The organism is Corynebacterium parakroppenstedtii (genome assembly GCF_019754935.1).
GTDB classification, from domain to species: Bacteria; Actinomycetota; Actinomycetes; order Mycobacteriales; family Mycobacteriaceae; genus Corynebacterium; species Corynebacterium parakroppenstedtii.
Genome location: NZ_JAGSOA010000002.1, coordinates 103,927 through 130,917, shown reverse-complemented (window position 1 = coordinate 130,917; position 26,991 = coordinate 103,927). Strand labels below are relative to the sequence as shown.

Sequence of the window (26,991 nt, the reverse complement as noted above, 5' to 3'; positions counted from 1 at the left end):
CGCTGATGATTGGAGATTATTGTGGCAACAAACATTACCGACCTTGAAGCTTTGCCCCGTCACGAATTCGGCAAAGGCGCTTCCCGTCGTCTGCGTCGCGCAGGCCGCATCCCTGCCGTAATCTACGGCAAAGAACTCGACGAGCCCATCCATATTTCGGTGGACTCCATCGAATTCCACGCAGTTCTGCGTAACCACGGTGCCAACGCCATCGTCGACCTCAACGTTGACGGTGAAAAGCACCTGACCATGGTGAAGGCCGTCGACCAGAACGTCCTCACACTCGACGCCGACCACGCTGACCTCCTGGCTATTCGCCGTGGCGAAAAGGTTGAGGTTGAGGTTCCGGTTGTTACCGAGGGTGAGGTTGCTCCGGGCGCCATGCTCATGCAGGATGTCGACGTTATCGACGTCGAAGCCGACGTTCTGTCCATTCCGGAAGAAATCACCATTGATGTTGAGGGTCTGGAAGTTGGTACCCAGATCACCGCTGGCGACGTCCAGATGCCGGCCAACACCACGTTGATCTCTGATCCGGAGACGCTGATCGTTAACGTGGTCGTTCCTGAGGTTGCCGATACCGACTCTGACAACGAGGAAGACACCGAGGCTGAAGAGACCGAGGGGGAAGCCACTGAGGCTGAGGGCGAGTCCGACGAGGGCGAGTCCGAGGAGTAATTCAGGCCGTTTTCCGTGGGTATGTTTTCAACATCTCAATCACGTGGCGGGAGTGCGCCGCGCCGCAGCCCAGTCAAGAGCCAGGGCTCCGACTCACAGTCATTCCTGGTGATCGGGCTGGGCAATCCCGGCTCTCAATACGAGGGCACTCGCCACAATATTGGCCAGATGGCCCTCGACGAGGTGGCGTCCCGCGCGGTCCCCGTCCCCGTGACTTTATCGCGGCACAAGAAAACGAACACGGATTCGGCGCAGATGTCGCTGTCCGGCCCGAATGGTTCATCTGTTTCCCTTATTCTGAGCCGCCCGCGGTCATATATGAACCTCTCGGGCGGACCGACCTCTGCTTTGGCTCGCTTCTTCCACATTCCTCCTCAGAACGTCATTGTTCTTCACGATGACCTCGACCTTGATTTTGGGACAGTTCGTCTTAAGCGGGGAGGTGGCGAAGGCGGCCATAACGGGCTGCGGGATATCACCAAGGCCTTGGGGACGAAAGATTATCTTCGGGTGCGATTAGGAATTGGCCGCCCACCTGGACGTATGTCTCCAGCGGACTTTGTCTTAAAAAAGTTTTCGACTCGGGAATCCGTCGATGTAGACCTGATGTGTTCTACTGCTGCCGATGCCGTGGAGCTGCTGGCAACTCGCGGTCTGGAGTACGCGCAGAACACGATTCACGGACGCTAGGCCACGCTGGCGCTACCTGCGATTCCTCAATTTCTGAAGCGTCCGCTTGAGGTTATCGTCGTCCAACTCCGCCGTATCGACCTTGCGTAACTGCGCAAAGACATACGGGCACCGCATACACCGTGGCGACGAGTGACAGCACTTCTTCTTTGGCCCTTTTTCCAGGCATTTCGCTACTTCTTTGTGTAGCGCGGTGGCCCCCATAGTCGACGGCGTTTCGTTAAAGAGCACGCCTTTCTTGCGTGCTTCCAACCGCGCGTAATACTGAGCTTCATAGGCTGCTTCCGCATCACGAAATGGGCACGGCTTCCGTCTACCGTCGCACCCCGAGTCGTCATCACATGGGCGTCGCACGGTCACATCTCCCGAAGAGTATGAGTAAGCACTGACTGCACGCTGGCGTGACGTGCGCTTTTTTCGCTTACCCACAATGATGACCTCTTGAGACTAATTACCTACCTTCACATTTCAGCCTTATTCCCCCAGTTTGGGCTGGTTAGGCTGATAGCTGTGAGGTTTCCCTTGTGCTCTCAGCCCTAACCATAACACCGGGACGGTAGCCTCTGTAAGAATTGGGGGTAAACATTGATCCCCCTATTCTTATCGGTAATTGTTCTTAAAGGTTGGTTGCGCCCTTCATGGGGTCACTCGCCCAACGCACGCTGTCCTCTCACACGCTTTCCCCGGAAATTCTCAGCGGAATTCTCAGCAAAACGTCTCTAGGATGAGAACGAAAGGGCATGGCGTAAACCGAAATACTTTCGCCTGTCCTTCTACAAGGCCCTGGGGCGTAGCAATATCCCTGGGCAACCCATCTTTCCAATCATCAAACAGTTATTAGCGAGGAGACAGCTCTTGTCCATTCGTCCCAATGCGATCACCGATCCGCATATTAACCGCGGTACCGCATATACATATGAAGAGCGTAAAAAACTTGGACTCACCGGCCGGCTACCGTCGGGAGTGGAAACCCTCGAATCTCAGACACAGCGCTGCTACCAACAATTAAGCCAATTCGAAAACAACCTCAACAAATATCATTACTTAGATGAACTGCACGGCCGTAACGAAACCGTCTATTTCAAACTCCTCGTTGACCACCTCAAAGAACTCCTCCCCATCGTGTACGACCCCACCATCGGCGACGCGATTGAAAACTGGTCACAGGACTACCGCCGCTCACACGCTGTATATCTCTCCATCGATCGTGTCGACGAAATCCGCGAAAGCTTCGAAACCCTAGGACTTGGGCCCGACGACGTCGACCTCATCGTCTGCTCAGATGCCGAAGAAATCCTGGGCATCGGCGACTGGGGAGTCAACGGAACCGACATCGCCATCGGAAAACTGGCCATCTACACCGCCGCTGCGGGCGTCGACCCCTCGCGCGTGATCGCCGTCAACCTCGACGTCGGCACTGATAATGAAGACCTCCTCAATTCACCCTTCTACCTGGGGAATCGCCACGCGCGCGTCCGTGGCGAGCGCTACGACAACCTCATTTCCGAGTACTTGCGCGTCGCGAGCGATATGTTCCCGAACGCGCTCCTACACTTTGAAGATTTCGGCCCATCAAATGCGCGCCGTATTCTTCGCGACAATGCCGACAGCTACCGCATCTTTAACGATGATATGCAAGGCACAGGGGCTATTGTCACCGCCGCGGTCATGGCGGGGATGAAGGCAAACAACACCACGTTCGCTGACCAGCGTCTCCTCGTTTATGGCGCAGGAACAGCGGGCACCGGAATGGCAGACCAGATTCGCGCCGGAATGATTCGCGACGGTTTGAGCGAGGATGAAGCGACACAGCGGATTTGGCTCATCGACGTCAACGGGTTGGTCACCGATGACATGGATAACCTCCCGGATTACCAGCAAACATACGCGCGACCTGCGTCGGAAGTGAAAGACTGGGGCGGGAAAGATGGGAAAATCGGATTGCTCGATGTGGTTCGCCATGCCCAGCCCACCATCCTCATCGGCACCTCGACTGACCACGGTGCGTTTACCGAACCAGTGATCCAGGAGATGGCGAAACACTGCGACCGGCCCATCGTGCTGCCATTGTCTAACCCGACCTCGCGCATTGAAGCGATGCCTGCCGACGTCGTGAAGTGGTCGGATGGGCGCGCTCTTGTCGCGGCGGGGATCCCCGTGGACGACTTCGAGTACAACGGCGTCACCTACGAATTTGGTCAGGGCAACAATGCCTTGCTGTACCCGGGGCTCGGGTTGGGCGTCATCGTGTCACGGGCGGATCGGGTTACCGACGGAATGCTGCTGGCTGCGGCCTCGGCGGTTGCCAAGCAGGTGGACGCCTCCCAGCTTGGTGCGCCCATTCTGCCGCCGGTCGAGAATCTGCGGGCATCGTCGGCTCGGGTTGCGGAAGCGGTGATTCGTGAAGCGGTCGACTCTGGTGTTGCGCAAAATGAGCCCGACAATGTTGTTGAGGCGGTTCGTCTCGCGATGTGGTGGCCGGAGTATCCAGACGAACTTGCCACGGAACACGCGGATGACAAGAAATAGGCGACGAGAGATAGCCGACGGGGAATAAAACGGTGTGTACCCGGCGCGCCGTTTATTCCTTATCCACTACCTACCTTGAAGTAAAAGATCGACGACGCTGCCGGCGGTTCCTCCATGGGCGTATTCAACGCTCTGACCAGCCCATAATGACATGCAGTCCGTCTCCCCTTGTTTGGTCGCCGCCTTCCGAATCGGCGAGGTGAGCCCGTTGACCGCGGGATAGACCGACGGCGCGTCGGAGTGCGCGTCGATAAACGCGTTCCGACGCCCGCGTGCTGGTCGTCCGGAATACGCGCGAGTGATCACGGTGTCGTCAGCCGTCGCTGAAATGAGTGCCTGTTTGTAAGGCTCATTCGTTCCCGCTTCGTCCGTCGCGGCGAATATGGTTCCGGCTGCAACCGCGTCCGCCCCGTGACGTAGCGCCTCCGCCACGTGATCGGGAGTCGCGATACCCCCTGCCGCGATGACGGCTGGGCGCGTCGAAGCGTCGTCGGCGTCCGCGTCCGCAAACAGGCCGGATACTGCCCCCACAAGGGACATCAATGGCTCGGAGCCGGGCTCTTCATCGGGTGTTGTTGTCGCGCGGTGCCCACCGGCTTCCGGGCCCTGAACGACGATGGCGGCGACACCTCGGTCGCCCGCGATCTGCGCCGCGTGGGTGGTGGCGACAGTTGCCCACACCTCAATTCCGCGCGATTGAAATTCGTCGACCAATTCCTCGGGCGGAAGACCAAAGGTAAAGCTCAGAACATCGGGAACGGAAACGCTCTCGGCGTGACTATCAGCGTCAGCGGGCCCCTCCCCTTGTTGTTCTCGTTGGTCGAGGCGTCGGCGTATAACCGCCAGCTTCCCCTCCCACTGGTCATCAGTGGTCCAGTTCAAATCGGGCTGGACCACGCCAAACCGCTCATAATCCTTCGCCAGCTCATCGCGGTATGCCTCAGCACGATCGCGCTCCACTCCCGAAGGGCTGGGTTGAGGCACGAAAAGGTTGAGGCCATAAAAGGGTTCCGCACCTCGTTGTCGTGCCCGGCGGGCGACGTCGTCAAGTTCTTTGTCTACCGCTTCTGGGGTTTTGTATCCCGCTGCTAAGAAACCGAGCCCTCCGTGGGCAGCGACGGCATCAACGAGCGCCGGCGAGGAGGGACCTCCCGCCATCGGGGCGGCGATAATGGGTCGGAAGGCTCTCGACTTCACTGTTGATTGTGCGTCTGCTGTCGGTTGTGTGTTCTGGGTCTCATTCATAACGCTGAGACTACAGCGTCATGACCGCGCAGAAGGGTAAAACACTAAAAACACTGCCCCACCGTGGTGCGGCTATCATGGAGCGGTTAGATTAACGACGGCCTACACTGACGCCATTGCAACGGCCAGACACAACCGGTGAGCCAACACCAGCGAGAGGAAAAGGAACGCTCAAATGAGTACAGTCGCGGAGGAAAGCGCTCGACGCCGAACATTCGCAGTGATTGCACACCCCGACGCTGGTAAATCCACACTCACCGAAGCTCTAGCGCTTCACGCACATGTGATCGCCGAAGCGGGCGCTGTTCATGGCAAGGCCGGCCGTAAGTCCACCGTGTCGGACTGGATGGAGATGGAGAAGGATCGTGGTATTTCCATCGCCTCGTCGGCTCTCCAGTTCGAGTATCTGCCCGAAAATGCACCGAAGGGCACGGAGCCCTACGTCATTAACTTAGTTGACACCCCTGGTCACGCAGACTTTTCGGAGGACACCTACCGCGTCCTCACCGCTGTGGATGCTGCCGTCATGCTCATCGACGGCGCGAAGGGCCTGGAGCCCCAGACGCTCAAGCTGTTCCGGGTGTGTAAAGCCCGTGGCCTTCCCATCATCACGGTGATCAACAAGTGGGACCGCCCAGGCCGCGCTCCTCTCGAACTCATGGACGAGATTGTCGACGAAATCGGCCTGCAGCCGACACCGCTGTTTTGGCCCGTCGGGATGGCTGGGGACTTCCACGGCCTCGCCCGGCGCGATGCCGACGGTAATGTCACTGAATATATTCACTTCTTGCGCACCGCGGGTGGGTCAACGATCGCCCCGGAGGAGCACTACTCCCCTGACGAGGCATCGTCGAAGGAAGGCGATGTGTGGGATACCGCGGTCGAAGAGTGCGAGCTTCTCACCATGGACGGCGCGGTCCACGACCAGGAACTTTTCCTGGACTGCACCACCTCTCCTGTGGTGTTTGCGTCGGCAATGTTGAATTTTGGTGTACACCAGATTTTGGACTTGCTGTGCCAGCTTGCTCCTGAGCCCGGGCCACGGAAAACTGATCCCAAGGTTCTCGAATCAGCGGGCAAGGCAACGGGGGCCATTGATACGGAGCGTTCACCGGAAGACCCTTTTTCGGGCGTCATTTTCAAGGTCCAGGCGGGCATGGATACTCATCACCGCGACAAGCTGGCCTTTATGCGGGTGGTGTCGGGTGAGTTCGATCGCGGGATGCAGGTTACTCATGCGCAATCTGGCCGCTCATTTTCGACGAAATACGCGCTGACCGTGTTTGGGCGGACGAGGTCGACAGTCGAAACCGCGTATCCCGGCGACATTGTGGGGCTCGTCAACGCGGGGTCGTTAGCTCCCGGCGACACGATTTATGAGGGCACGAAGGTGCAGTTTGCCCCCATGCCCCAGTTCGCGCCGGAGAATTTCCGCACGTTGCGTGCTCGCTCACTGGGCAAATACAAGCAATTCCGCAAAGCTTTGGAGCAGCTGTCGTCGGAGGGTGTTGTGCAGATTCTCCGCAATGATGCCCGTGGCGACGCTGCGCCGGTGATGGCTGCGGTCGGGCCCATGCAGTTTGAAGTCATGCAGGCCCGGATGGCGAACGAGTACAACGTCGAAACGGAAACGAGCCCTGTTCCGTATTCGGTGGCTCGGCGTACCGATCACGAGTCCGCCCCGGAGCTCAACCGCCAGCGCGGTGTTGAGGTGTTCACCCGTGATGATGGCGAGCTCATTGCCCTATTCGGTGACAAGTGGAAGCTGCAGTTCATTGAGCGTGAGCACCCGGAGTTCACGCTCGAGCCGATGGTGGCTGACTAGCCGCCTCATTTACGACGCGAACGTTTCGGCAAACTTGTCTGTTGCCGACACCAATGTCGACGTTGTTTCTTCCTCATACGACGCATGTCCGGACGTCGGTGACCACACGAATGTGGCTTCCGGCCAGGCTTGGTGCAGCTGCCACGCTGTAATGGGCGGACACACAACGTCGTAACGCCCTTGAGCAATCACAGCAGGAATTTCGCGGATCTTGTCGACGTCGCGTAAAAGCTGCCCTTCCTCAAGGAACCCGTGATTGACGAAGTAGTGGTTCTCAATGCGCGCGAAGGCTAGAGCGAACCGTTCATCTTCATGCGTATCAGTGGGCTGATCATGCAGGTAGGACGTCGATCCTTCCCACACACTCCACGCCCGGGCGGCGGCAACAGCGGTGTCGTGATCGTCCGACCGCAGCAGTTCGTGGTAGACGTCGATGAGGTTGACGTCGGTAAGGTGTGTCATTCCAGCCGAGTTGAGCGGGTCAGGTTTTTTATCGTCGGGAATCACAGAGAGGAAGCGTTCCCACTTATCGGGGAACATGTAGGCTGCACCGCCGTTGTAGTACCAATCGAGTTCGGTCCGTCGCAGCATAAAGATGCCGCGAAGGATGATCGCCAGGGTTCGTTCCGGGTGGGCCTGGGTGTAGGCCAGTGACAAGGTGGAGCCCCATGATCCGCCGAAAACAACCCACTTCTCAATGCCTAAGGCTTCCCGGATCGCTTCGATATCACCAATTAATTCGGACGTAGTGTTCACCGAGAGTTCTGCGTCGATATTGGTGTCGGGATCGGCCAGGTGTGGGGTTGATCTCCCACATCCGCGCTGGTCAATGAGGATAATCCGGTACTTATCGGGGTTGAAGAAACGAGCCTCCTTGGCTGAGGTTCCCCCGCCCGGGCCACCGTGAATAAAGACGGCAGGAATGCCCTCCGGATTTCCATATTCGGCATAGGCGATGTGCTGGGTACTCGCTGGGGAGTCAGGGTCTACCGGTCGTTCGACGGTTCCTTCATTGAATGGGGCCGTCTCCGAGTAGAGGCCTTTCTGCACTATCGCGATCTGGACATCGTGTGAATTCATGGTTCCCACCTAACCACATTGGTGGCTCATCGCGCGTTCATTAATAATCCATCCACGTCACTACCCTTTTCCTGCAGCACACGCGCTATTTAACAAGCAGCACACATGCGTTTCACAGCCCTTAAGTAACAATTTTGTTTCAGGAGCCCTGCAAAGTTGCACACATTGTGCAATTTTTTCTACTGTGGCTACGTCCTCCTCCTACGCGTCAAAGTAATGCGGTCCGCGTAGTGCCCCTGTAGGAGGTAATCACCCCTCTAAGAAAGGCTGGCTACCTATGGCGCGGTTTCTTTACCGTGTAGGCACTGCTGCCTACAAGCACAAATGGCGATTCATCGCCGTGTGGCTGCTCATCCTCATCGGGATGGGCGCGGCATCAGCTGCTCTATCAACCACAACAAGCTCCACTTTCTCGATCCCTGGTATTGAGAGCGAAAAAGCTCAAAACACCATGAAGGAGCGCTTCCCTGGAGCGGAAGACCAGACCACTGCCCCCACTGGCACGCTCGTCTTCCAGGCCGAAAATGGGAAGAAGCTCACTGATCCCGACGAGCAACAAGCGGTCAACGACACTCTGACCAAGCTCAAAGACGCAGGCATCCTGAAGTCCTCCGACTCGATGGTGGATCCTGCCACAGCTGCCGCTGGGATCACGCAGAAGATCACGGCCGTCGGCCAGCAACAGCAGTTGTCGGAAGAGCAGATTGCTAAGAACGCTGAGTCGGTCTCACCGCTATCAAGCGATCAGAAGACCGGCACGGTGGACATCACCTTTGATGCTGACACAGTCTCCGACATTCCGTCGTCGGATGTAGACAAGTTCAAAGAAATTGTCGACGATTCACGCTCGTCGAACTTGGACATCCAGTATGAAGGCCAGGCCTTCACGATGGAGGAGCCAAATTCTGGCACGTCCGAGCTGATCGGTATCGCTGTTGCCCTTGTTGTGTTGGTTATTACCTTCGGTAGCTTGATTGCCGCCGGTATGCCGATCATCACGGCGTTGGTCGGTGTGCTCATCGGTAACTTGGGCGTGATGGCACTGACTGGCCTGGTCGATAGCGTGAATGACTCCACACCAATCCTCGCTTCCATGCTGGGGCTCGCTGTGGGCATTGACTACGCGCTCTTCATTACGTCGCGGTATAAGAACGAGCTATCGAACTCGACCTCGAACCGGGTTCACGCTGCTGGACGCGCTGTGGGTACTGCCGGTTCATCGGTGGTGTTCGCAGGTCTCACCGTTATCGTGGCGCTATGTGCACTGTCTGTCGTCAGGATTCCGTTCTTGACGACGATGGCGCTGACCGCTGCTGCGACAGTGGCCATCGCCGTCCTGGTGGCATTGACTCTGCTGCCTGCCGTCTTGGGGCTCTTTGGCAAGGCGTTCTTCAAGGGCAATGTGCCGTTTATCGAGGCGCCCGATCCGGAACGTGAAAAGCCAACCATGGGTCTCCGCTGGGTTCGCATCATTCGCAAGCAACCCTGGGCGTTCCTGGGTGTTGGAGTCATCGCACTTGTTTTGATTGCGCTGCCCATGACCCGCTTGAATCTTGCCTTGCCGACGGATGCCACGTCGGACCCGAACGAGTCGCCCCGGCAGGCTTATGAGATGGTCGACGACGCCTTCGGCCCCGGCCGTAACGCACCTCTCGTTGCTGTCATCGACGCAAAGGATGTGCCAGAGGATCAACGCCAACCAGCGTTTGCTAAGGCTGTCCAAGAATTCAACACCATTGACGGTGTGAAGAACGCCATGCTCAGCCAGGTTAACGACGCCGGCGATACTGCCCAGGTGTTGATTGTCCCTACCACAGGCTCGGTGGATGACAAGACCAAGGAAACCATGCAGAAAGTCCGCGATAAGGAGGATTCCTACACTGAGGAGACCGGTGCACACTTTGGCGTCACAGGTGTGACAGCTATCCAGACGGACATCTCCGATCGTCTGAATAATGTGCTGGTCCCCTACATCGCCATCGTCCTGGTCCTGGCATTCTTCATCCTGATGCTGGTGTTCCGTTCAATCCCTGTCCCGTTCATCGCGGCTCTCGGATTCGGGCTGACCGTCTGCGCAACCTTCGGCTTGACCGTCGGATTCTTCCAAGAGGGCTGGTTGGGCATCATTTCCGACCCGCAACCCATCATTTCGTTCCTGCCGATCATTCTGATTGGTATTGTCTTCGGCCTGGCCATGGACTACGAAGTGTTCTTGGTCTCCCGTATGCGTGAGGGTTGGCACCACGGCAAGACAGCCGGCAATGCGACGGCCAACGGGTTCAAACACGGTGCCCGCGTCGTGACCGCTGCAGCCTTGATCATGATCTCCGTGTTCGCCGCGTTCATGCTGCAGGATATGCAGGTCATTAAGACCATGGGCTTCGCACTGGCCGTCGCGGTCTTCATCGATGCCTTCCTGGTGCGCATGACGCTGATTCCGGCGACCATGTTCATCCTCGGCGAAAAGGCCTGGTGGATGCCCAAGTGGATGGCGAAGATTACGCCTCGGGTCGACGTCGAAGGCGAAGGAATTAAGGATATTTCTCCCGACGACGACGGAGCTCAGGGTTCCGAAGATGGAGCGCAGGGCGGATCTCACGAGGACGATCAGTCCGCTTCCGACGACGACGCCACCAGCAACCCGAATATCTCTGCCCCCGTCGTTCCGGAACCGCGTAGCCGTCGCTCCGGTGGAGGACACTCAGCAGGTAGTTCGAAAGTAGATGCTGACTAATGACTGGCCTTCGTGAATCGAAGAAAGCGGCCACGAGACAAGCAATCGGGGACGCGACGCTCACGGTGATCACCCATCGAGGCATCGAGGGGTTAACCGTGGCGGCGGTTGCTGAGGAGGCCGGAGTGTCCGTGCGGACATTCCACAACTACTTCTCCTCAGTCAATGAAGCCCTGCAATTCCAGTGCTCTAACCTGCTTGATTCGTTTGCGTCGATTATTGAACATGCACCCGCAGAATGGGACACGATCTCATGCTTCGAGCACGCGGCCGAAGAGCTCATTCGCACCATCTTCGATAAGGGATGGGCGGCAACGAACCCGGAAGCCATCGGGCTCTATCTTCTGAGATCCGACAATTCCGAGTTCGCGGATCAGTGCAAAGCGAATATTGAGACCATGCATGATGCCATCGCCGCTCGCGAGTCGACCCGGCGCGGCACCACCGTCTCTCCTCGTTCGTTGCACGTGTGTTTGCTCTACGAGCTCTCCATTGCCGCAATCAACGCGGTCATCACGAGCTTCGGTCTACGACGCGGTAAGTCTCTTGCTAGTCAGGGCATTGCCAAGGACGAGTTCCTGACAACAATGAACGAATCCTTCGCAACAATCCGTGATCGGTTTATCGACGCACCCGTCGCGTAATCATTACCCCTCCCCCGCTGCCGGATACTGCAGTTCACGTCCGTCGGCGGGTGTGACCTCATGGCGCTGTCACGACTCATTATTGGGTTGTGGCAGCGCCTTTTGTGTGAGTGAGTAACATAGAGTTCGTTCTCAGGGCGGGGTGAAATTCCCCACCGGCGGTGAACCCCTTCTGACAGAGACGAAGAGGTAAGCCCGCGAGCGCTCTCACGTGCAAGGATGTGCACATGAGGGGTCTAGCAGATCCGGTGTAATTCCGGAGCCGACGGTCATAGTCCGGATGGAAGAGAATGTATTTCTGTATGCCTCTGAGGATCACGTCGTCTTGCTACGGAGAACATCGTGAATCCTTTTTCTCATCTTCTCGACGCCACAGTCGTCATCGCCGGCTATCCCATTTTGTGGCGTGAAATCATCGGTAACCTCTTTGGGCTCGCTTCTGCAATCGGGGGCATGAAACGAGTGGTGTGGGCATGGCCGGTGGGTATCGTCGGCAATATTCTGCTTTTCACCGTGTTCTTGGGCGGGGTGTTTGATACTCCGCAAAATCTTGACCTCTATGGCCAGGCTGGGCGTCAGGTGATGTTCCTCATCGTCAGCGCTTATGGCTGGTACCAGTGGCGGGCCGCCCGGCTGCGAGGAATCCGGGAATGCCAGGACACCGACCCCTCGCGATCAATCGTCTCGGAGCCGACCGAAGCGGCTGTGGAGCCCCACTGGGCAACGGCACGGCAACGGCTCACCATGGTCGGTGTAGCAATCGTCGGAACTATCGTCTGCGCCTGGCTTTTTAGCGCACTCGGGTCCTGGGGTCCGTGGTCTGATGCCTGGATTTTCGTCGGTTCTATGCTGGCCACCTACGGGATGGCGAAGGGCTGGACGGAATTCTGGCTCATTTGGATCGGTGTAGACCTGGTCGGAATTCCGCTTCTTCTCGCGGCTGGCTACTATCCTTCCGCCGTGCTGTACATCGTGTACGCGGGCTTCGTCATCTGGGGATTCGTTGTGTGGGCCCGGTTGCAGCAACGCACGAGCCCCGAGCAAGTGGACCGCCAGACACACTCAGTCACCGTGTAGTGAATGTGAGCGGCGGGCACATTGCTCTTTGCACGTTGCGCCACACTAACCCGTGACCGCGGCAGCGTTGCTCACCGCCTTATTCGGACTGAGCGGTAACTAAGGCCTCTTCAAACGGTTCGGGGTTGACCTCGGCAGTGACATGTGGGTCAAAGCTCGCCCGATTGTCTTTATCCACCAGGACCGCTCGGACGCCTTCAGCAAAATTCTCCTGGTAGCGCAGGACCTTCCCTACCTCATACTCATTCTTCAGGCCTTGGCGCAGATCTTCCGCCTTCTCATTCGCGCGGAACAATAACGTCGTTGCCACCAGCGAGGATGGGTTCGCAGAGCTCAGCAGGTTATCAATAACAGCAATGAGCTCCTTGTCATAGCCGCCCTTGTCGAGCTTCGCCTCAATATCGAACCAATCGCCCTCGCTAAAGATGTCGTTAATCTCCTCAATATGGCGAGCTAAATACGAGGGTCCTGCCTCGGCGGTCGGGCGCGCATAGGTATCTAAGGCGGAATCAAGGCCATGCTCATCAATCGCGGTGACGAAGTTCTCCACCTCGTGCGAGGAAATAATGTGCGTGGCCATCCCCGACCACAACATGTCGGCCTGCGTAAAGCGGTAGCCCGTCAGCCCCATAAACAGCGCTAGACCATTCGACGTCGTCCCGTCGGGATCCCCATAAGGCTGGCGAAGGTGCTGCATGGCGTAGGACACTCCCACGTCCGTCGAGAAACCAATAGCCATTTCTGGCATCGAGGCCCACGTGCGTTCCGTAATCACCCGGTGAGAGCCATGCAAGGAAATCCCCAGGCCACCCCCCATAACGATGCCATTCATCACGGCCACGAATGGCTTCGGAAACTCTGACAACAGAGCATTCATGCGATATTCGTTCGTGAAGAACCCATCAGCAGCAGCACGTCCTTCCTCCGTGCCTTCGAGTTGAAGTTCACGAACGCGCCTCACGTCGCCACCGGCACAGTACGCTTTCGGCGTCGATGATGTCATGACGACAACATCGATAGCCGGATCAGACGACCACGCCGTTAGCGCGCGTTCTATTGCCGCGCACATGTCCGTGTTCAGGGAATTGAGCGCCTTGGGCCGGTCGAGAACGATATGGCCCACAGAGCCGTGTACAGATAGGTGAACATAATCGGTCGGAGACGTTACCGACGCGGTATCCCCTGCACCGGCTGCGGTGTGCTGCTTATCACTACTATGTTGCTGGTCACTTTTCTGTGCGTCTGCCATGAACGCAGTCTTCCACTCCCCACCCGTTTATGACAGTGATTTCGCCAAAAAATAGGGAAATCACCCTCATTTTGCCCCCGAAATGGAGAGCACCGCACTTTCCTCAGCCGTGGCTACTTCTTCTTATCTTTATTCTTCTTACCCTTCTTCTTAGCCTTCTTTTTCGCCTTGACCTTGTCTTTCTCTAAGTTCGAGGCCACATCAGGTACATAGCGGAAATCACTCCGCGGCGGGCGCTCATAGTCGCGCCGGGCAGGACGCTCGGGCATTTCAGGAATGTCCTGCTCAATGTGCTCATACGGAATCGACGAGAGGAGATGGTTGATCACGTTGATACGCGACCGCTTTTTATCCTCGCTCTCAACGGTGTACCAGGGGGCTGTGGGAATATCCGTGTGGACGAACATCTCGTCCTTCGCCTTCGAATAGTCCTCCCACCGGGTGATGGACTGCATATCCATCGGCGATAGTTTCCACCGACGCAGCGGGTCATCCCGGCGCGACTCGAACCGACGCAGCTGCTCTTCGTCGGACACAGAGAACCAATACTTGCGCAGCATGATCCCGTCTTCGACGAGGAGACGCTCGAAGATCGGTGCCTGGTGGAGGAAGCGTCGGTACTCTTCCGACGTTGCGAACCCCATCACACGTTCGACACCAGCGCGGTTGTACCACGAGCGGTCGAAAATGACGATCTCGCCCTTCGTCGGCAATTTTTCGACATAGCGCTGGAAATACCACTGCCCTTGCTCACGCGAGTTCGGGGCCGGCAGGGCCTCGATGCGGCAGGTCCTGGGGTTGAGATACTGGGTGATGCGCTTAATGGCAGAGCCTTTACCTGCGGCATCGCGGCCCTCCATGATGATGACCAGGCGAGCGCCAGTGGATACCACCCACTGCTGCATTTCCACGAGTTCAGCTTGCAGACGCTTGAGCTCTTTTTCGTAGGCTTTCCGGTCGAGTTTCTTCGGTTTCTGCCGAGATTCCTCTGAGCCAGAGTCCTGTGTATTCGTGGTCTGCGGCGAATCGCTCATCGTGGGGCCTCTCCTGGTTGATCACATACCCTACTTCGAATAGTACATACCGGCAGGTGAAACCTAACATTCAGGCACATTGACGGCGACGTGCAACGCAAGGCCACCGCCCGCGGTCTCCTTATAGCGATCCGACATATCCGCGCCGGTTTCCTTCATCGTGGTGATGACTTCATCCAGGCTCACGCGGTGAGTACCGTCGCCGCGCAAGGACATACGCGCCGCATTGATGGCTTTACCAGCCGAAATGGCGTTGCGCTCGATGCATGGTACCTGGACCAGCCCACTAATCGGATCACAGGTGAGGCCTAGGGAATGTTCCATCGCGATTTCGGCGGCATTTTCGACTTGCTGTGGTGTTCCGCCCAAGACCTCGGCCAACCCCGCGGCGGCCATCGACGCTGCTGAGCCCACTTCACCTTGGCATCCCACTTCGGCCCCGGAAATGGAGGCCCTCTCCTTATATAAGGAGCCCACTGCCGCGGCAGCCAAGAGGAATCGACGTGCAGTGCCCTGTGGATCCTTGCGGCCGGCCGGGGTGAAGGTCAGAGCATAAAAACCAACCGCCGGAATGATCCCCGCTGCCCCATTCGTCGGCGCTGTCACAACACGCCCACCAGCAGCGTTTTCTTCATTGACCGCGAGAGCAACCAAGTTCACCCAGTCGGTGGAAAACTCGGCGGTTTGATGAGGATCATCAATAATAAGGTCGCTGTACCACTTCTGAGCACGACGCCGCACGCCCAGGCCACCGGGCAAAATGCCCTCCTGGCTCACCCCACGTTTAGCGCAATCAGACATGGCCTCCGCGATGGCGTCGAGATCAGCGTTGATCTGCGGATCGCTTCGTCTCGACTGCTCACACTTGCGCTGAACTTCCGCGACGGAGCCTCCCAGCTGCTCGGCTTTTGCCACGAGCTCCTTACTCGAGGTGAACAACCACGGACCGGTCAAGGCGTCTTGATCAGGGACTTCTTCCTTTGTTCGGATAAAGCCCCCACCAATCGAATAAAACGTTTGTTTATAGCGCTGACCACGCACGATGGCGGAAAATGTGACGGCATTCGTGTGAATGGTCCGCACGACCGTCGGACGGAGAACAATATCTTCAAAACCACACTGGACCTGCAGGGATTCATCCCCCGCAAGATTGATTGTTCGTGTGCGCCGAATCTCCTCCAAACGTGGCCCCATGAAATCAGGGTCAACGGTCGCCGGATCCGCCCCATCGAGCCCCAACAGGCACGCGCCTAGGGTTCCGTGCCCAGCCCCCGTCGCGGCGAGCGAGCCATAGAGAATAACGGTGATGCTCTCTGGATCCTGGGTGACAGCACCACCGACCAGCTCGACGTATTCATCGTCGGCAAGACCAGAATCGGCCGTGGCGGGGACGTCGTCGGCCGATGTCGTGGTTAAGCGCTCACGTAAGCTGCGTGCAAATTCGAGCCCAGCACGCATTGGTCCCACAGTGTGCGAACTCGATGGCCCCACACCAATGCGAAATAGTTCAAATGTGCTCACAGTCATATGGACGAGGATAACGCGCTACCTACGCTCCTGTAATGTCACACGTGCTGTTGAGTGAAAATATCACTCATCACCATCAATGGTGACCTCGGACATATCGTCCCAGCCGGAGCGATCTTCCATGGTCGTGTTGATAATCTTCGGCCTGGACTGCAGAACCTTGTTCATCTCCTCAATGCCCTTGGCGAAGTGATCGGACTCGGCGTGAACCTTGCCGGCCTCCGCATCCTTGTAGGCCTCGATCAGGATGTATTCGTTGGGGTCATCGGTGTTCCGGTACCACTCGAAGAACAGGCATCCGGGCTCCTGGCGGCATGCCTGGGTGAACTCATCCATTTTCTCGCGGAATGACTCGACGAATTCTGGCTTCGGACGGTACCTCACGTTAATAAGAATCATGGCATCCAGGGTAGCGATTCGGCTCCGCCTTCGTGGGGGGGGCCGTCGGGCCGGCGGAGCACCCGTGCCCTAGTTACCATTCATCTTCTTTTGGTCGACGCCGACTTCCTTTTCGGGACCTTGCCCCTCCATCGCCGTCGCCAATTGCTTTTTCAGACGAGGCATATCGTCTTTGGTGAATTTTCCGTTGCCTGCCACTGCCGCTAATCCGTCAAGAAGCTGGAGCCCATAGTTGTGGCCATGCCCATTCGGAACATTGGCAGCGACGGGAAGATCCAGCGTGACCTGCCAAAACGTGAGAATCGGCACCCATGTCATTGCTGGCGAGCGATCCCCCTTGGGCGGTTCTTTCAACCAATCAGGCCGTTGGAAAAGGAGTTTCGGCGACCACCACACCACCGGATCCGACGGGTGCTGTAGGTACAGCACACGCGGACCCGGCCACAGCGGACTATCTTCACGGGTCGCTGGTTCATGAGACTCCTCCCAGGACCATATTTTCTTCGGACCGTTGGCGAAGCGGACGGTCAGCCCATCGGAATAGGTGGGCTCCACTTCCGGAGTCCCCAGATCACGTCGGGCCACAAATTGGCTCCACAAATTATTACTATTTTGCGGCCCCACCCACAGAACACCATTGACCGAGTTCACGATATCGCGCAGGCCCGAAAAAGCGCCCTCGCCCGCGGATGTCCCCAAGGACTCGCCGTATACGTAAATTCGCGGGCGGTGATCTTTCGGCAGCGTATTCCACCAATCGACCACAGTGTTAATTAACACTTGACCGGCTTCTTTTACTCGCTGTCTGTCCGCGACGAACTGCAAACCACTGGGGAGGAACGAATACTGATCCGCCGCAATGGCGGTATCGCCGTTAAACATCAACTCGATAGCTTGCGCAGCAGTCGGGTTCACCCACCCGGTCCCCGTCGTCGGAATAACAAAGAGAACTTCGCGGTTGGCGGCATGTGTTCGTTCCAATTCACGGACGACGAGATTCGCGCGCGCTTGATCATCAGGCTCATTTTTCAGACCACCGTAGACGCGAATCGGTTCCTTCGCGGGCTGACCAGTGAGTTTCTCCAGCTCATCCTTGTGCAAACCTAAGCCCGTGAATCGAGTACCAAACGCACCAAGCCCATCCCATGATGCCTCAGATTCTGGGCTGCCCGACCGTTCCGGCACCGTTGGCTGAACAAGATCAGACCGGATCTTGTTATTCCGTACCGAAAACACCCGTTCTGCCACGGACATCGTCGTTCCTGGCACAATCTTGTCCCCGACAAAAACCAACACTACGACGACAACGAGCCAGGCGGCGATGGACCTGGTTGCGTCTCCCCATCGCTGTGGACCATGATCTGCCAACCACTCGACCACGTTAATGAGCACACGGACTACTCCAACAACGGCTGCCCACAGGCCAAGCCCTACCGGTATGACTAGCAAGAACTTTGCCGGCGTGTAAGCTTCCGCCCCCATCGTCCGGGCGATCTGGTTCTGCCACCGGACCGCGAACAAAGACATGATGATCGTCGCAATGGGGACAGCAATAAAAAGCGCCGCGTCAAGAGCGAAACGCCACCGAAAACGTAGCGATCCGCCCACGAACGCAGGTCTTCGTGCTTCGGCCTCTAGCCGACGCATCGCCGTTTCGAGCCGACGGTCGGCCCCCCACCGCCATCGGGGCAACCGCAATGACAAATCCTCCACCCGGGGTGCAATAAGATCGTCGAGCCACAGATCCCAGATCCAGTGGATGACCACGCCGAACGCATAGGCTGTCACGGCCGACACGCCACAGACCACTCCTTGGAAGAGCCAGGTGCGGGGCAGGAGGGACGGAGTCATGGCCATCAAGAATGCGACCGTTCCCAGAACGACACCGACTGGGTCAGGGCGGAGCCACAGCCAAGCCACCATGAGCCGACGCCGAATCGGAGCGTCACGGCCCGAATAGGAGTCTACCGCAGTGCTAAGGAAAACAGGAGCGTCATCGGCGCGACGATAGAACTCCACGTCACGGTCAAAGTCTTTTCCAAAGTCAAAGGTTAGCTGCTGCCCTGGCTTCGACACGTCCCGTGACGGGCGTTGTCCCTGGTTCGCCGTCGCCATCCACTACCCTCCTGATCTGTCCTGACCGCCGCCGGTGTCGTCCATTCCCTCAGTAACCATCCGGGGCGAGCTTACTGTTGCTCAAGCTTTTCGCCGTATTCCATCCAGACCATTTCTAGTTCTTCCCTTTCTTCGCGGGCCTGGGACAGATCTCTATCCAATTCAGTCAATTTTTCTGTGTCCGTGCCATTCGAATTGCTCGCGACATCAGCCATATCCTGCTGGATTTTCTCTTCTCTCTTCTGAACTTTGGCGATCTTTCGTTCAAGAGAGTTCATTTCCTTCGAGATTTTATGTTTTTCGGCCGCAGAAAGGGAACCCTCCTTCTGCTGATTCCCCGAAGCAATCGCCTCTGTTCCTGCGGCAAACCCAGTACCCGACGCCGCATGGTCGGCCATGGAACGTCGGCAATCAAGATATTCGTCGATACCGCCTGGTAGATGCGTTACATCACCATCGCCGAATAAGGCGAAAACACTATCGCAAATACGCTCAATCAGGTAGCGATCGTGCGAAATCACGATCAGCGTTCCCGGCCACCCGTCCAGCATTGACTCCAATTCCTGAAGGGTGTCAATATCCAAATCGTTGGTGGGCTCGTCGAGAAGCAAAAGATTGGGTTCCGACATCAAGATCCGGGTCAGTTGTAGCCGACGGCGCTCGCCACCCGACAAATCGCGAACCGGCTGACGCTGCCGCTTCACCGGGAAACCTAAGCGCTCGGCGACTTGCGAGGCCGACATTTCCTTCTTGCCCAACACTACATACTCAGCCACCGCCTTAATCGCGTCAATGACGGTGAGGTCCTCGGGGATATCCTCGAGTTCCTGCCGCAACCAGCCCAAACGGAGCGTCTTACCCTCGCGGCGTTTGCCCGCAACCATCGGATAATCGCCGGCGATCGTCCGCATCACCGTCGTTTTGCCCGAACCATTGACCCCGACGAGGCCAATGCGCTCCCCTGGGCCGATGCGCCACGTCAAGTCATCGACCAAGACGCGTCCATCGGGGGTGGCAATCGTCGCATCCACAAGGTCCACAACGATTTTCCCCTGGCGCTGCTTGGAAAACGCCATCAGCTCCACCGTGTTACGCGGCGCCGGGACGTCGGCAATGAGCGCCTCGGCGGCTTCCACCCGGTATCGGGGTTTCGACGTGCGGGCGGGCGCTCCGCGACGCAACCACGCCAACTCTTTCCGCGCCAGGTTTTGGCGACGCTGCTCGGCCGCGTCGGCCTGGCGCTGGCGCTCGGCGCGGGCGAACATCCAGTCGTTATATCCACCTTCATAGGTGTCCACCGAACCGTCGTGGACCTCCCACGTACGCGTCGCCACGGTGTCCAAGAACCAGCGATCGTGGGTGACGATCACTTGAGCGCAATTCCGGAGTCGCAAATGATCGGCCAACCACTGAACACCCTCGATATCGAGGTGGTTGGTGGGCTCGTCGAGAACTAGGACATCGACTTTTCGCACCAAAGCGGCGGCGAGCATGACCCGACGGAATTGGCCACCGGAGATGGAATCGGTCGGCTCGTCCAACAGTTCCGACAGGTCAAGGCCGGCAATGATGGACCGTACCTCGGGGTCGGCGGCCCACTCGTAGGCGGCTTTCTCCCCGACGATCGTCTGGATGACTGAGGCTGACGAGCTCTGCGCACGCTGGGCCACGGTCGCGATCTGGACAGAGCGCCCGTGGGTGACTCGGCCCGAATCGGGCTCAATGCTCCGGGTCAGAACACCGAGCAAGGTGGACTTTCCGCCGCCGTTGAGCCCCACGACACCGATCCTATCGCCCTCATTCACCGCCACCGTCACGTCGTCGAGCACCGTCGTGATGCCGCGGGTCATGGTGACGGAATCCGTCGTGATGAGCGGGCGTACTGCTGCCATTAGTTCTGTGAGCTCCTTACTCGTGTGGGCGTGGGACAGGCGACGCTGGTGGCATGTGCGATTCGGGCAGCCACAGGGTGACGGTTACGGCGATTTTTTATCCTCATCAGAGACGAGGTGTGCACCACTCTGGCTTCCCGGCCTGTGGCTGGGTGCAATTCTAGCTGTGCGGACAACGCCACTCCCCGCCAATTCGGCCTGCACGTCGCGGGCATGGTCCTCGTCGGCGCACAGCATTGCGCAGGCTGGACCTTGCTGAGCCACGATGGTGCCGAGGGCACCCGCCCGCGTGCCCGCCTGAATAACCCGACGAAGGGACGGGACGACGCTGGTTGCTGCCGGGTACAGATCGTTGCCCATCGTCTTCGCAACGTCCGTGGGGTCGCCCGATACGAGCGCGCGCTCAATGTCTTCTATCTTGCCGACGCCGTACTGCGACCTTTTTCCCGACGCCATCTCCGCACGTTGTACGGCCAAGCGCTCGACGACGCGGTGGCACAACCCTGCCCCGCTCTCGTCGGCGTCCTCGTGTTCGTCGTCACTGTGCTGGACGGACGGATTGTGGTGGGACTGAGCGGCCTGTTCCTCGTGGGCTGGCGATGGCGCGGCCCATGGCATCGCCATCTCTGGCAACGTCACCACCGGCATCGTTATCACCCACCAATAGGGACCTCGCGCCAGAAGTGGCGTCCGTCGAGATGTGACGTCGGATTCTGGTTGGGCATCGTGGTCCAGGTTGATCAGGCTCGTCCCACCCTCGAGCGCAAGTTCGATCGCGGCGTATTCGTCGGGGCATTCTTCCCACGCAATGCGACGCAGTACATCACTCGACAAAGAGCCGACGCTGCTGGTCTCGGTTCCCCCTGGTGCGGAGAATCCCATCACGCGCACGATGAAGTGATAGCCAAAGAATCGGTCAGCGGCCACGATGGCCGCGGCGACGTCGGCCGCTTTACTACCTAAGCCCGCCGACAACGGGATGCGCTTGGTCACACTCACGTCGACTTGTGGCAGGGCCAGCGATGGCGACATCACGGAGCGGTAGGCCTCAGCGATCCGCTCAACGATCCTCCACACAACATTGTCGGGCCCGGTTGGGAGCTGACCCATCGGCACATTGCCGCCGACGGAAAGATCGTGGACGACGCAGCCCGTCGTCAGTGGTGATCTATCGACAGTTGATGCTTCTCTTAGACCGCGGCGAAACCCACTTTCCGCGTCCGTGACTGGATGGATGGTGACGGAATTCTCTAGGGAAACCGACTGCGCGACGGATGTGAAACCTGACGAGTGAGCCTGGAGGTAGACCGACAGGACGGCTGGTGCTTGTCCGGTGACACCGTCCCAGGCGTCGATGTACTGGTCCCAGTCTGAATTGAACACAGGTCTATCGCCGTTGCTGGACGTCATGGTTTCACCTCCTCAACCACCCGTTATCGACTAGTGGGTGTTTCTGTGCCCGCCGACAACTGTGCCAGCGAGATAAATTCGTCGATTGACAGTGTCTCCCCGCGGCGTTGCGGATCAATTCCGGCTTCCCGGAGAGCGTTCTCTGCTGCGGCCGCGTTTCCATAGTGCCCTTTCAGGGCAGCTCGCAGGGTTTTTCGACGTTGGGCGAACGCGGCGTCAATGATCGGCCATAGTTGGGCTCGCGCGGCGGAATCAGTTGGCCACGGCCGGGTGCCGCGAGTGAGTTTGACCAACCCGGAATCCACATTGGGGGCGGGCCAGAACACATTTTTCCCGATGGCACCTGTACGCTGAACCTGGCCATAAAAGCGAGCCTTCACGCTGGGAACACCGTAGACGCGGTTCCCCGGTTCGGCGGCAAGGCGGTCGGCAACCTCAGCCTGGACCATGACCAGGACGCGCGTGATCGTCGGGAAGATCTCCAGAACATGCAGAAGAATCGGGACCGCGACGTTGTAGGGCAGGTTGGCGACGAACGCCGTCGGAGGATTCTCACCCGTGTCCGCTGCAGCTGAGCCGGCAATCGCTAACGCATCGGAGCAGATCACGCTGAGGCTTTCTGCGCGTGTCGGGGCGTACTCCGCTACGGTGTGCGGGAGTTGTTCAGCCAGCGTGGTATCGATCTCCACCGCCGTCACTTTTGAGACGACATCAAGAAGGCCAAGCGTTAACGAGCCCAATCCCGGGCCAACTTCAAGAACGTGATCGTCGGGCGACAAGTCAGCAGTGGCGACGATTCGCCGGACCGTGTTGGGATCGACGACGAAGTTTTGTCCACGCTTTTTAGTTGGAACAACCCCCACGGTCCTCGCGAGGTCTCTTATTTCTTTCGGCCCCAAAAGCTGGACGGCTGGAGAAACATGATCTGCGGTACGCGGAGGAGTGGGGGGTTGATTCACACCGTTAGGTTAGCGGATTCCGAGCTTCGACGTGCAGGCCGGCCATGCTCCCCAACCCTGGGCAGCCTGAACCTTGTTAGCGACGGCGATCTGCTGCTCGCGGGTAGCGCCGGCAGCGGTAGGAGCGTATGCCCCACCACCGAATGCTTGCCAGGTCTGATCGGTAAACTGCAGGCCACCGGAGAAGCCGTTTCCGGTGCTGGTGTTCCACTTTCCACCGGACTCACACTGGGCGATGGAGTCCCATACCGATCCACCGGCAACAGCAGGAGCCGATGCCGAAGAGGACTTGGTCGGGGCGACGGCTGCCTTCGTACCGCGCGAGATGACCTTTTCGGTGGCCTCAGAGAGGATCTTGGAGGCTTTCTCCCAGCGCTGAACTTCCTGGCCGTTACGGGACTTGACGGTGTAGGTCACTTCGCGCTCGCCAGCTTTACCTGGCTTAACGACGGTCTCCGAACCCTTCGGGCTGTTGGGGTCGTCAACGTAACGGACGGTCGGCTCCACAGCCTCTTTCACCGTCTGGTCTTCGGTCTTGTTGCGCTCAATGGTGATCTTGTCGCCACTGACCAGCTTCTTGCCGAGCTCTGGCGTGACTTTGTCGTCGGCACCCAGCTTGATTCCACGACGGTCAAGGAAGTCCTTCACCGTGACAGCGGGAACTTTCATGTCGCCGAGCTGGCCACCGTCGTCAAGGGTGATGTCCTTGAGCGGCACGACCTCGAGCTTCATGCCACTTTCCGGGATCTTGGTGCTGCCCTGGGCAGACACGTAATCGTCCGGGTTGATGGTGCCGACCTGGTTAAGGAAGTCCTTAACGGTGAGGGCGGTGGACTGGATGGTCTTTTGGACGCCATCGACAGTCAGGGTGACGGGGCGAGCGGTGCGAACCGTGATCTCTTGTTTGTCCTTAACGGAGCTGTTCGCAGCAGGGGAAACGAAGTCGCCATCTTTAAGGTCGACATCGTGTGAGGCGAGAATACTCTTAACATCCCCGGACATCGCGCTGACGTGGGAGGTTTCGCCGTTAACGTTCAGGATGAGGTTCTTCTGAGCGTTAACTGCAACAGCGCCACCGACAACCAAGGTGGCCAGCATACCGCCGGTAGCGACACGCACTGGCGTGGAGGAGGTGTGGTTAATGCGGTGGATGCGAGATTTCTTCTGAGTGCTCACGTCTTTCTCTCCGGCTCAGAATGGTGGAGCCTGCCCAAAGTCACGATCTGATAACAACTTCGACAGAGTAGCAATTAGATGGGGGTGAAGCAACGGATCCGTAACCAAAAGTTACCATCACTTGTGACACTTTCGTAACATTTGGCGGATTTCGTGGCTATGAGCTGGCCATATGCTGAACTCAGCCTTGGAACCAACACCCTCGATTTGTGATGGAGGACACAGAAAATCAGGCTCGATCACCCGAAATTAGTCCTCCGAGCTAGAGCGTTCCATCCCGAAAATCCTTGCGGTGGTCTGGCCTGTGTGGAGGGCAAACTCCTCAGGGCTCTCCCCTCTCACCTCAGCCAACCGACGGGCGGTGTAGCCGACATATGCCGATTCGTTCTTCGCGCCACGGAATGGTTCCGGAGTCATATAGGGCGCGTCGGTCTCAACTGTGATCTGACCTACGGGGGCGCGGCGGGCCGCTTCGCGGAGTTCGTCGTTACGTTTAAATGTCGAATTCCCCGCGAAGGACAAAATGTATCCCCTGGACAATGCTTCTTCCGCAACCTCCAGTGGGGACGAGAAGCAGTGCAGCATCACCGTGAGGTCGTCGCCATAATCGGCGAGAATGGCCAGCAAATCCTCGTCGCCCTCACGATTGTGGATCATGAGCGGTTTATTAACCCGGCGCGCCAGGTCCGCGTGCCAGCGCAGGGCCTCACGCTGAGTGTCCTTGTCCGCACACTCGTCGAGCTTGCCCAACCAGTAATAGTCGAGCCCGGTCTCCCCGACCGCGACACAGCGAGGATCCTCGGCCATCTCTTCAATGCGGGCACGCACACTGTCGGTCAGCTCGCCGGCTCGCGTCGGGTGGATGGCGCACGCTGCGACAACATCGGGATGGAGATGGGCGGCCTCGAGGGCTTTCTCGGCTTCGTCCAATCCGTCGCCTACAGTGCACACCCATTCCACGCCACTGCCGGCGGCTCGGGTCATCAGCTCCGAAATTCCGGCTGCATCGTGGGCTCCGGTGGCCCATAAATGGGTATGAGCGTCCACAAGGTGCGGCAGGAATTCGGGCGGTTTCGGTTCAGGGCGACGCTTCTTGCTCATACCTTTAGGCTAACTAATCCAGTGGCCTGGACGTGAACAGTCATGTCCCCGTCCCCTACTATGTTCACACATCACACACAATGCCCGAGCACACCCTGTTCGTGGCCCATCTATAACCCATGTGTGAAACGCTGTGTCGAGCCACATTGCTGAACTGTATTGCTGAACCGCATTGCTAAGGAGACAAGCATGACCGAATCTTCGTCTACCTCACCATTGACTGCGCTGTCAGATACACGCCTATCTGAGCTTCGTGCCAATATTGCCGACGACCCCACCCACCGCGTCGCGATGAACGCCGTGACCACTACCGACGTCGATCATGTTGCCCTGAACCGGGACGCCGTCGTCGCATTAGATGAATCGTCAGAAATAAAGCTCGATTCCTTAAAGGTGACCGATCAGAAACAGTCTGGCCGGTGCTGGATGTTTGCGGCGTTAAATGTTTTCCGCCACGATATCGCGCGTTCCCTTAATCTTGAAGATTTTGAATTCTCGGAGTCTTATCTTCAATTTTTCGATAAGTTCGAAAAAGCGAATTACTTCTTGCGTTCCGTCGCGGGACTGTATGACGGCTCCATAACATCAGCGGATAGCCCTTCACATACCGGGTCAGCACAAGAATTACGCGATCGCGCTATTGATACATTATTTACTTTCACCGTGAGCGATGGCGGCCAGTGGAGTTACGTCGTTAATTTGGTGAAGAAATATGGTGTTGTTCCCAAATATGTCATGCCGGAAACACAGTCGAGTTCCTCGACCTCTCACATGGATCGGGCGTTAAACACCATTGTGCGCAAGGCCGCTCTTCAGCTGAGGGACGCGCTCGACTCTAAGCGTGACACCCACGCTGAGGGCTTTGACCCGAATGGCATCATTGCCTCCGCACTTCGCGACGTTCACCGTGTCCTATCCATTCACCTCGGTGTTCCGCCCACCGAATTCGTCTGGCAATACCGCGACAAAGACAACACCTTCCACCGCGGCGGCACCTACACACCGCAGCAGTTCGCGCAGGAATTCTTGCCCGATGACCTGGACAATTACGTCAACATTGCGCACGATCCGCGCGCGGACGTGCCAGTCGGACACCGGTACACAACCCAGTTCCAAAATGACATGTGGGGCACGGAGGACTTCACCTATCTCAACGTGGATCTGGACACCGTGAAGTCGTTGGCCATTGAGCGCCTCCGCAACGATAAGCCGGTGTTTTTCTCCTGTGATGTCAACCGGCAGTTCCGGGCGGACCTCGGCGTGTGGGATGCCGATCTGATTCAGCTGGACCAGCTCTACGGCATCACCACCGAGACGACAAAGGCCGACCGCATGCTGACCGCCGAGTCCCGGTTGACTCACGCGATGGTCTTCACCGGCGTTGATTTCGACACCGATTCCGACACTCCCCGTCGGTGGCGTGTAGAGAACTCGTGGGGAACCAAGCACCACAAGGAGCATAAAGAAATCGCTGGTAAGGGCTACGGAACGATGGCCGACTCCTGGTTTAATGACAGCGTATTCCACATTGTGGTTCATCGCGACGAGCTGCCCGACGAACTTCGCGCACACCTCGACGACGAGCCCACTGTCCTTCCTCCGTGGGATTCCATGGTATAACCCGCTG

At 57.9% G+C, this 26,991-nt stretch carries 21 protein-coding genes and 1 riboswitch; of the genes, 8 read left to right on the top strand and 13 right to left on the bottom strand.

The window, feature by feature from the left end; genetic code table 11:
* Nucleotides 1–21: 21 nt before the first annotated feature.
* Both KCQ76_RS07095 and pth read left to right on the top strand, forming a co-directional pair.
* Entirely contained in the window at nucleotides 22–678 is a 657-nt protein-coding gene (locus KCQ76_RS07095) for a 50S ribosomal protein L25/general stress protein Ctc (protein ID WP_046203123.1), read from the top strand.
* A gap of 21 nt (nucleotides 679–699) precedes the next feature.
* Nucleotides 700–1,368 carry an aminoacyl-tRNA hydrolase gene (pth, locus tag KCQ76_RS07090; protein ID WP_231725376.1) on the top strand — a complete coding sequence of 223 codons (669 nt, stop codon included), beginning with the start codon at nucleotides 700–702 and terminating at the stop codon, nucleotides 1,366–1,368.
* 12 nt (nucleotides 1,369–1,380) lie between these two features.
* Here the strand turns inward: pth and KCQ76_RS10850 are convergent, their stop codons facing one another.
* A complete protein-coding gene (locus KCQ76_RS10850) occupies nucleotides 1,381–1,797 on the bottom strand; it encodes a hypothetical protein (protein ID WP_231725375.1) in 417 nt (138 codons plus the stop codon).
* Between the two features lie 426 nt (nucleotides 1,798–2,223).
* Here KCQ76_RS10850 and KCQ76_RS07080 point away from each other — a divergent pair, with 426 nt between their 5' ends.
* The gene (locus tag KCQ76_RS07080; RefSeq protein WP_046203125.1) at nucleotides 2,224–3,897 is read left to right on the top strand and encodes an NAD-dependent malic enzyme; all 1,674 of its coding nucleotides are present in this window, start codon (nucleotides 2,224–2,226) and stop codon (nucleotides 3,895–3,897) included.
* A gap of 66 nt (nucleotides 3,898–3,963) precedes the next feature.
* On the opposite strand, the gene KCQ76_RS07075 is transcribed toward KCQ76_RS07080, so the two are convergent.
* Nucleotides 3,964–5,142, bottom strand: a complete 1,179-nt coding sequence (locus KCQ76_RS07075) for an NAD(P)H-dependent flavin oxidoreductase (protein WP_052722355.1) — start codon at nucleotides 5,140–5,142, stop codon at nucleotides 3,964–3,966.
* Nucleotides 5,143–5,317: 175 nt separating this feature from the next.
* On the opposite strand from KCQ76_RS07075, the gene KCQ76_RS07070 reads away from it, so the two are divergent.
* Entirely contained in the window at nucleotides 5,318–6,967 is a 1,650-nt protein-coding gene (locus KCQ76_RS07070; protein WP_046203126.1) for a peptide chain release factor 3, read from the top strand.
* 9 nt (nucleotides 6,968–6,976) lie between these two features.
* Here KCQ76_RS07070 and pip read toward each other — a convergent pair whose 3' ends face one another.
* A complete protein-coding gene (gene pip, locus KCQ76_RS07065; protein WP_046203127.1) occupies nucleotides 6,977–8,047 on the bottom strand; it encodes a prolyl aminopeptidase in 1,071 nt (356 codons plus the stop codon).
* A 277-nt stretch (nucleotides 8,048–8,324) separates the two neighbouring features.
* Here pip and KCQ76_RS07060 point away from each other — a divergent pair, with 277 nt between their 5' ends.
* The 3 genes from KCQ76_RS07060 (at nucleotide 8,325) to KCQ76_RS07050 (ending at nucleotide 12,502) form a co-directional block, all read left to right on the top strand.
* Nucleotides 8,325–10,781 (top strand): MMPL family transporter, encoded by a 2,457-nt coding sequence (locus KCQ76_RS07060; RefSeq protein WP_082089908.1) that lies wholly within the window; start codon nucleotides 8,325–8,327, stop codon nucleotides 10,779–10,781.
* The gene (locus tag KCQ76_RS07055) at nucleotides 10,781–11,425 is read left to right on the top strand and encodes a TetR/AcrR family transcriptional regulator (RefSeq protein WP_052722356.1); all 645 of its coding nucleotides are present in this window, start codon (nucleotides 10,781–10,783) and stop codon (nucleotides 11,423–11,425) included. The genes KCQ76_RS07060 and KCQ76_RS07055 overlap by 1 nt, the downstream gene beginning before the upstream one ends.
* Before the next feature lie 124 nt (nucleotides 11,426–11,549).
* Nucleotides 11,550–11,721: riboswitch (FMN riboswitch) on the top strand.
* A 46-nt stretch (nucleotides 11,722–11,767) separates the two neighbouring features.
* Nucleotides 11,768–12,502 carry a nicotinamide mononucleotide transporter family protein gene (locus KCQ76_RS07050; protein WP_046203349.1) on the top strand — a complete coding sequence of 245 codons (735 nt, stop codon included), beginning with the start codon at nucleotides 11,768–11,770 and terminating at the stop codon, nucleotides 12,500–12,502.
* Between the two features lie 79 nt (nucleotides 12,503–12,581).
* Here KCQ76_RS07050 and KCQ76_RS07045 read toward each other — a convergent pair whose 3' ends face one another.
* From KCQ76_RS07045 to KCQ76_RS07000, 10 genes are all read right to left on the bottom strand, one after another.
* Nucleotides 12,582–13,751 (bottom strand): enoyl-CoA hydratase/isomerase family protein, encoded by a 1,170-nt coding sequence (locus tag KCQ76_RS07045; RefSeq protein WP_052722357.1) that lies wholly within the window; start codon nucleotides 13,749–13,751, stop codon nucleotides 12,582–12,584.
* Between the two features lie 113 nt (nucleotides 13,752–13,864).
* Complete coding sequence (gene ppk2, locus KCQ76_RS07040; RefSeq protein WP_012731191.1) at nucleotides 13,865–14,785, bottom strand: polyphosphate kinase 2; 921 nt, start codon at nucleotides 14,783–14,785, stop codon at nucleotides 13,865–13,867.
* A 63-nt stretch (nucleotides 14,786–14,848) separates the two neighbouring features.
* Nucleotides 14,849–16,312: an L-serine ammonia-lyase gene (locus tag KCQ76_RS07035; protein ID WP_060941936.1), complete on the bottom strand. Its 1,464-nt coding sequence runs from the start codon at nucleotides 16,310–16,312 to the stop codon at nucleotides 14,849–14,851.
* Between the two features lie 63 nt (nucleotides 16,313–16,375).
* A complete protein-coding gene (locus KCQ76_RS07030; RefSeq protein WP_046203348.1) occupies nucleotides 16,376–16,711 on the bottom strand; it encodes a putative quinol monooxygenase in 336 nt (111 codons plus the stop codon).
* Nucleotides 16,712–16,780: 69 nt separating this feature from the next.
* The gene (locus KCQ76_RS07025; RefSeq protein ID WP_052722358.1) at nucleotides 16,781–18,826 is read right to left on the bottom strand and encodes an alpha/beta hydrolase; all 2,046 of its coding nucleotides are present in this window, start codon (nucleotides 18,824–18,826) and stop codon (nucleotides 16,781–16,783) included.
* Nucleotides 18,827–18,897: 71 nt separating this feature from the next.
* Nucleotides 18,898–20,718: an ABC-F family ATP-binding cassette domain-containing protein gene (locus tag KCQ76_RS07020; protein ID WP_221914832.1), complete on the bottom strand. Its 1,821-nt coding sequence runs from the start codon at nucleotides 20,716–20,718 to the stop codon at nucleotides 18,898–18,900.
* Between the two features lie 84 nt (nucleotides 20,719–20,802).
* Nucleotides 20,803–22,128, bottom strand: a complete 1,326-nt coding sequence (locus KCQ76_RS07015) for a GHMP family kinase ATP-binding protein (protein WP_046203346.1) — start codon at nucleotides 22,126–22,128, stop codon at nucleotides 20,803–20,805.
* A 23-nt stretch (nucleotides 22,129–22,151) separates the two neighbouring features.
* Entirely contained in the window at nucleotides 22,152–23,087 is a 936-nt protein-coding gene (gene rsmA / locus KCQ76_RS07010) for a 16S rRNA (adenine(1518)-N(6)/adenine(1519)-N(6))-dimethyltransferase RsmA (protein WP_046203345.1), read from the bottom strand.
* Between the two features lie 9 nt (nucleotides 23,088–23,096).
* The gene (locus tag KCQ76_RS11010) at nucleotides 23,097–24,263 is read right to left on the bottom strand and encodes a resuscitation-promoting factor (RefSeq protein ID WP_046203344.1); all 1,167 of its coding nucleotides are present in this window, start codon (nucleotides 24,261–24,263) and stop codon (nucleotides 23,097–23,099) included.
* Nucleotides 24,264–24,512: 249 nt separating this feature from the next.
* Nucleotides 24,513–25,364 carry a TatD family hydrolase gene (locus KCQ76_RS07000; RefSeq protein ID WP_060941935.1) on the bottom strand — a complete coding sequence of 284 codons (852 nt, stop codon included), beginning with the start codon at nucleotides 25,362–25,364 and terminating at the stop codon, nucleotides 24,513–24,515.
* 189 nt (nucleotides 25,365–25,553) lie between these two features.
* On the opposite strand from KCQ76_RS07000, the gene KCQ76_RS06995 reads away from it, so the two are divergent.
* Nucleotides 25,554–26,984, top strand: a complete 1,431-nt coding sequence (locus KCQ76_RS06995; RefSeq protein ID WP_046203343.1) for a C1 family peptidase — start codon at nucleotides 25,554–25,556, stop codon at nucleotides 26,982–26,984.
* Nucleotides 26,985–26,991: the final 7 nt, after the last annotated feature.